We start from the raw sequence: 6,000 nt of genomic DNA, 5'->3' as shown, positions 1-6,000 counted from the left end.
GGTGCGCGGCATCTGCGCGCTGCGGCCCGGCGCCGAAGGATTCTCGGAGAACATCGCGGTCCGCTCGATCCTCGGTCGCTTCCTCGAGCATTCCCGCATCATGCATTTCAATCGCATCAACGAGTTCTGGATCGGTAGCGCGGACATGATGCACCGCAACCTCGACCGGCGTGTCGAGGCGTTGGTTCAGGTGAAGGATCCGAGGCTGACCTCATATCTGGACGACTTGTTCGAATCCGCGCTCGACCCCTCCACCCGGTGCTGGGAGCTGGGGCGCGACGGGCAGTGGACCGCGTCGCCGCAGGAGGGCCACACCGTGCGCGATCACCAAGTGTCATTGATGGAGCGGCACCGCAGTCCGTAACCCTCTGCGTGGTGATTTACGGTTGTCTCCGGCGCACCGCGGACGTGCGCGCGACCCCGGACCGAATTGACCTGCAGGAGTTGAGTTGCCGACCAAGAGCTCGCGTTCGGGAAGCCGGATCGTGTATGCCGCCGGAGCCGTGTTGTGGCGGCCGACCGATTCGTCCAACCCCGGCCTCGAGATCGCGGTGATCCACCGCCCGCGCTATGACGACTGGTCGCTGCCCAAGGGCAAGGTCGACCCGGGCGAGACGGCACCCGTCGCCGCGGTGCGAGAGGTGTGCGAGGAGACGGGGCACCACGCCATCCTCGGCAGGCGGCTCGACATGGTGAGCTACCCGATCGAGGCGGGGGTCAAAAAGGTTTACTACTGGGCGGCGCGCAGCACCGGCGGTGACTTCACCCCCGGCAACGAGGTCGACGAATTGATTTGGCTGCCGGTCTCCGACGCGCTGAAGAAACTCAGCTACTCTCATGATCGAAAGATGTTGCGCCACTTCAGCAAACACCCTGCAGAGACGCACACCGTGGTCGTGGTCCGACACGGCACGGCCGGCCGGAAATCCCGCTTCAAGGGCGACGACACCCAGCGGCCATTGGACAAGCGGGGGCGCGCACAGGCCGAGGCGCTGGTGCCGCAACTGCTGGCCTTCGGCGCCACCGATGTATATGCGGCCGACCGGCTGCGCTGTCATCAGACGGTTGAGCCGCTCGCGGAGGAGCTGGGTGTGACGGTGCACAACGAGCCCGCCCTCACCGAAGAGTCTTACGCCAAGAGCCCCAAACGCGGCCGGCACCGCGTGCTCGCCATCGCGGAGCAAGAAGGCACACCGGTCATTTGCACACAGGGCAAAGTGATCCCGGATTTGATCGCGTGGTGGTGCGACCGGGACGGGGTGCGTCCCGACAAGTCACGCAATCACAAGGGCAGCACCTGGGTGCTCTCGCTCGCGGGCGGCCGGCTGGTGTCGGCCGACCACATCGGTGGCGCCCTGGCCGCCAACGTGCGGGCATAACACGCGAATACCCTTCGGGTGCATCGCTGCACCCCGAAGGGTATTCGCGTCTAGAACTCGGCCGATGCCTTAGCGGCGACCGCGACGCGCGGTGGCCTTCTTGGCCGGAGCCTTCTTTGCAGCGGCCTTCTTGGCCGGAGCCTTGGTCGCAGCCTTCTTGGCCGGAGCCTTCTTCGCCACGACCTTCTTAGCGGCGGTCTTCTTGGCCGGGGCCTTGGTTGCGGCCTTCTTGGCCGGGGCCTTGGTCGCAGCCTTCTTGACCGGAGCCTTCTTCGCGGGCGCCTTCTTCGCGGGCGCCTTCTTCGCCGGAGCCTTCTTGGCCGCCGCCTTCTTCGCCGGAGCCTTCTTGGCGGTCGTCTTCTTTGCCGCGCCGCTTGCCACTACACCACGCTTCACTGCAGGTCCTTCCGACGGGAGACGCTGTGCCCCAGACACAACCGCTTTGAATTGAGCACCGGGCCTAAACGCCGGCACGGAAGTCGGCTTGACTTTCACCGTCTCGCCGGTGCGCGGGTTGCGGGCCACTCGGGCCGCGCGGCGCCGCTGCTCGAATACACCGAACCCGGTGATGGTGACGCTGTCGCCCTTGTGCACCGCGCGCACAATGGTGTCGACCACGTTCTCGACGGCGGCGGTTGCCTGCCGACGGTCGGTGTCCAACTTCTGAGTGAGCACATCTATGAGCTCTGCCTTATTCATCCAATCCCTCCGACGCTAGTGGTCCTCTGTTTTGAACCGACTAGTGCACACGGTAAACCCTCACCCAGCAAATTTCCAAGAGCCACGCGCAATTTCAGGGTCGGACAATCGCAGATTTTCGCAATCCGGTTGCCGCCCTTGACCGGTGGGGGACTCGAATTCCGCCCGGTTTAGTTAGGTGAGCGAGAAAAAATTCGGGTCGCCTCGACCGTTCACGAGGCGGGCAGAGTGCGCGGCTTCCACTGCGGATACGCGGCCTCGTATGACTCGATTTTATCGAGTTTCCGCAGCGTAAGGGCTATATCATCGAGACCTTCGAGAAGCCGCCAGGCGGTGTGGTCGTCAATCTTGAACGGCAACACCGTCGTTCCCGCGGTGATATTTCGATCTTGAAGATTGGCAGTGATTTCCAGTCCCGGACTCTGCTCGATGAGCTTCCAAAGTAGTTCCACGCCGTCTTGCGAAACTTCGGCCGCCAGGAGCCCGGCCTTGCCTGCGTTGCCCCGGAAGATGTCACCGAATCGAGACGAGATGACCACCCGGAACCCATAGTCCATGAGGGCCCACACCGCATGCTCGCGCGACGAGCCGGTCCCGAAATCGGGTCCAGCTACCAGGACTGACCCCCGATCAAAGGGGCTGAGGTTGAGGACGAATGAGGGATCCTGCCGCCAGCTGGCGAACAATCCGTCCTCGAAACCGGTTCGAGTGACCCGCTTCAAATACACCGCCGGAATGATCTGATCGGTGTCGACATTGGACCGCCGCAACGGCACACCGATGCCGGTGTGCGTCTGAAATGCTTCCATGCTCTTGCCTTCTTCTCGAATCGATCAGTTCAAATCGGCCGGGGCGGACAATGTGCCGCGAACCGCCGTCGCGGCTGCGACGGCCGGAGACACCAGGTGCGTGCGGCCGCCTTTCCCCTGGCGCCCTTCGAAGTTGCGGTTGGACGTCGCCGCGCACCGCTCCCCCGGCGACAGCTGATCCGGGTTCATCCCCAGGCACATCGAGCAGCCTGCCTGGCGCCATTCGGCGCCCGCGGCGGTGAAAACCTCACCCAGCCCTTCGGCTTCGGCCTGCGCGCGCACCCGCATGGACCCGGGCACCACGAGCATCCGCACCCCGGGCGCCAGCTTGCGTCCGCGCAGCACGTCGGCGACCACCCGCAGGTCTTCGATACGACCGTTGGTACACGAGCCCACGAACACGGTGTCGACCACTATGTCGCGCATCGGGGTGCCGGGGCGAAGGTCCATGTAAGCCAACGCCTTCTCGGCGGCCTGGCGCTCGGCGTCACCGGTCATCAGCTCCGGGTCGGGCACGGCCGCGGCCAGCGGAACTCCCTGCCCCGGATTCGTGCCCCAGGTCACGAACGGGCTCAACGATGTTGCGTCGAGGTGAACTTCGGTATCGAAGACGGCACCCGGGTCGGTCTGCAGCTGCTGCCAATAGCGCATCGCCGCGTCCCATTGCTCGCCCCGGGGCGCGTGTGGCTTGTCACGCAGGAATTCGAAGGTGGTGGCATCCGGCGCCACCATGCCCGCCCGGGCGCCGGCCTCGATGCTCATGTTGCAGATCGTCATCCGGGCTTCCATCGACAGCGATTCGATGGCGCTGCCGCGGTATTCGATGACGTGGCCCTGCCCGCCGCCGGTGCCGATCTTGGCGATCAACGCGAGAATGATGTCCTTGGCCGTCACACCGGCCGGCAATTCGCCGTCGACATTGACGGCCATTGTCTTGAATGGCCGCAGCGGCAACGTCTGCGTGGCCAGCACATGCTCGACCTCCGACGTGCCGATGCCCATCGCCAGCGCCCCGAATGCGCCGTGCGTCGATGTGTGACTATCACCACAGACAACGGTCATTCCGGGTTGGGTGAGGCCCAATTGCGGCCCGACGACATGCACGATGCCCTGCTCGATATTGCCCATCGAGTAAAGGCGGACGCCGAATTCGTCGCAGTTTCGGCGCAACGTCTCGACCTGCGTGCGCGACACCGGATCGGCGATCGGTTTGTCGATGTCGACCGTGGGCACGTTGTGATCCTCGGTGGCCAGCGTCAGATCGGGGCGCCGCACGGCCCGGCCCGCCAGCCGCAGACCGTCGAAGGCCTGCGGGCTGGTGACCTCGTGCACCAGATGCAGATCGATGTAGATCAGGTCGGGCGCGTCAGCGCCCCCGTTATCCACAACGTGGTCGTCCCAGACCTTTTCGGCCAGGGTGCGCGGCTTGCCGGAACCCATCTGAAAACTCGCCTCTATTCCTGGTGCGCGGCTCGCCGATCCACCACGGGCTGTGATCTCAGAATGCGAGACGCTAGTATCTTCTTGTGAGACAGCATAGCGGCATCGGCGTCCTCGACAAAGCCGTAAGTGTCCTGCACACGATCGCCCAATCCCCCTGCGGACTGGCCGAACTGTGCGAACGGACCGGATTGCCCAGGGCCACTGCGTATCGACTGGCGGCCGCGCTGGAAATCCATCGCCTGCTGGCCCGCGACGACGAAGGGCGCTGGCTACTGGGTCCGGCCGTCACCGAGCTCGCCGTCCACGTCAACGATCCGCTGCTGGCCGCCAGCGCGGGGGTACTGCCCCTGCTGCGCGAGACCACCGGCGAGAGCGTGCAGCTGTACCGCCGCGAAGGCACGACGCGGGTCTGCGTGGCCGCCCTGGAACCCGCTGCGGGCCTTCGCGATACCGTCCCGGTCGGGGCGCGGTTGCCGATGACGGCGGGCTCGGGCGCCAAGGTGCTGCTGGCCCACAGCGACGCGGCGACGCAGAAGGCGGTCCTGCCGACGGCAAAATTCACCGAGCGCACGCTGGCCGAAGTGCGGCGCCGCGGCTGGGCGCAAAGCGTGGCCGAGCGAGAGCCCGGGGTCGCGAGTGTGTCTGTTCCCGTGCGCGATGGCCGCGGCGCGGTCATCGCCGCCATCTCCGTGTCGGGACCCGTCGACCGAATCGGCCGCCGCCCCGGCGCCCGCTGGGCCGCCGATCTGTTGTCGGCGGCCGAAGCACTCACCCGCCGGCTATAGAGGCCGCCGAGTCGGGTGTGCAGCGATGGCGTCGCGAGTGCGACTACGGCGGCGAAATCGCCGAAATCCCGCCCCCCGCGCACACTCGACGCCACCAGCGCACGCTCGAACCGGTGCGGCCTGACAGACTGACCGCCATGGGAACCAATCAGCGCGCGAGCATCGTCATGTCGGAAGACGAAATCGCCGACTTCGTGGTCAAGAGCCGCACCGGAACGCTGGCCACCGTCGGCCCCGACGGCCAGCCGCACCTGACCGCAATGTGGTACGCCGTCGTGGACGGCGAAATCTGGCTGGAGACCAAGGCCAAGTCGCAGAAGGCGGTCAACCTCAAACGGGATCCGCGGGTGAGCTTCCTGATCGAGGACGGCCACACCTACGACACGCTGCGTGGGGTGTCGTTCGAGGGTGTCGCGGAGATCATCGACGATCCCGAGGTGTCGCATCGGGTTGGCGTCAGCGTGTTCGAGCGCTACACCGGGCCCTACACCGACGAGATGAAGCCCGTTGTGGAGCAGATGATGAACAAGCGCGTCTGCGTGCGCATCGCCGCCCGGCGGGCACGCTCCTGGGATCACCGCAAACTCGGCCTGCCGGCGATGCCGGTGGGTGGGTCCACGGCACCGGCCGTGTTGGGAACCGGTCAATAATTTGTAGCCCCGATGGGATTCGAACCCACGCTACCGCCGTGAGAGGGCGGCGTCCTAGGCCGCTAGACGACGGGGCCAGACACGATCCGAGGTGTCAGCATAGCTCACACGTCAGAAGGCCACCTAATCGCTTGAGGTGGCGAGATTTTGCTGGGGTACCAGGACTCGAACCTAGAATGGCTGAACCAGAATCAGCTGTGTTGCCAATTACACCATACCCCATTGGCTGCCTAAA

6 protein-coding genes, 2 tRNA genes and 1 pseudogene are annotated in these 6,000 nt (G+C 65.4%); 4 read left to right on the top strand and 5 right to left on the bottom strand.

The genetic code is table 11. From position 1 onward, the window contains the following. Together A5695_RS04615 and A5695_RS04610 are read left to right on the top strand one after the other, a co-directional pair. A pseudogene (locus tag A5695_RS04615) lies at positions 1–364 on the top strand (RNA degradosome polyphosphate kinase); the annotation flags it as partial. A gap of 85 nt (positions 365–449) precedes the next feature. Further along, on the top strand, positions 450–1,379 hold the full coding sequence (locus A5695_RS04610; RefSeq protein WP_068078729.1) for an NUDIX hydrolase: 930 nt from the start codon (positions 450–452) through the stop codon (positions 1,377–1,379). A 69-nt stretch (positions 1,380–1,448) separates the two neighbouring features. Here the strand turns inward: A5695_RS04610 and A5695_RS04605 are convergent, their stop codons facing one another. From A5695_RS04605 to leuC, 3 genes are all read right to left on the bottom strand, one after another. Next, positions 1,449–2,078: an HU family DNA-binding protein gene (locus A5695_RS04605; protein ID WP_068078727.1), complete on the bottom strand. Its 630-nt coding sequence runs from the start codon at positions 2,076–2,078 to the stop codon at positions 1,449–1,451. 212 nt (positions 2,079–2,290) lie between these two features. Further along, the gene (gene leuD, locus A5695_RS04600) at positions 2,291–2,887 is read right to left on the bottom strand and encodes a 3-isopropylmalate dehydratase small subunit (RefSeq protein WP_068078725.1); all 597 of its coding nucleotides are present in this window, start codon (positions 2,885–2,887) and stop codon (positions 2,291–2,293) included. 24 nt (positions 2,888–2,911) lie between these two features. Next, the gene (leuC, locus tag A5695_RS04595) at positions 2,912–4,327 is read right to left on the bottom strand and encodes a 3-isopropylmalate dehydratase large subunit (protein ID WP_068078723.1); all 1,416 of its coding nucleotides are present in this window, start codon (positions 4,325–4,327) and stop codon (positions 2,912–2,914) included. Between the two features lie 86 nt (positions 4,328–4,413). Here leuC and A5695_RS04590 point away from each other — a divergent pair, with 86 nt between their 5' ends. Next, the gene (locus A5695_RS04590; protein WP_068078722.1) at positions 4,414–5,115 is read left to right on the top strand and encodes an IclR family transcriptional regulator; all 702 of its coding nucleotides are present in this window, start codon (positions 4,414–4,416) and stop codon (positions 5,113–5,115) included. 137 nt (positions 5,116–5,252) lie between these two features. Beyond that, entirely contained in the window at positions 5,253–5,765 is a 513-nt protein-coding gene (locus A5695_RS04585; RefSeq protein ID WP_068078754.1) for a pyridoxamine 5'-phosphate oxidase family protein, read from the top strand. A 4-nt stretch (positions 5,766–5,769) separates the two neighbouring features. Here the strand turns inward: A5695_RS04585 and A5695_RS04580 are convergent. Both A5695_RS04580 and A5695_RS04575 read right to left on the bottom strand, forming a co-directional pair. Next, positions 5,770–5,842 (bottom strand) — tRNA-Glu (locus A5695_RS04580). Between the two features lie 73 nt (positions 5,843–5,915). Beyond that, positions 5,916–5,987 (bottom strand) — tRNA-Gln (locus tag A5695_RS04575). Positions 5,988–6,000 lie beyond the last annotated feature (13 nt).

Origin of the sequence: Mycobacterium sp. E1747 (assembly GCF_001667775.1) — a bacterium.
In the GTDB taxonomy this organism is placed as follows: Bacteria; Actinomycetota; Actinomycetes; order Mycobacteriales; family Mycobacteriaceae; genus Mycobacterium.
The sequence above is the reverse complement of the archived record's forward strand: the minus strand, read 5'-3'. Positions and strand labels throughout refer to the sequence as shown.

Bases quoted from the DNA above. Each gene is read 5' to 3' on its own strand.
- A5695_RS04605 (WP_068078727.1), bottom strand. From the start codon at position 2,078: ATGAATAAGGCAGAGCTCATAGATGTGCTCACTCAGAAGTTGGACACC.
- leuD (WP_068078725.1), bottom strand. From the start codon at position 2,887: ATGGAAGCATTTCAGACGCACACCGGCATCGGTGTGCCGTTGCGGCGG.
- leuC (WP_068078723.1), bottom strand. From the start codon at position 4,327: ATGGGTTCCGGCAAGCCGCGCACCCTGGCCGAAAAGGTCTGGGACGAC.
- A5695_RS04585 (WP_068078754.1), top strand. From the start codon at position 5,253: ATGGGAACCAATCAGCGCGCGAGCATCGTCATGTCGGAAGACGAAATC.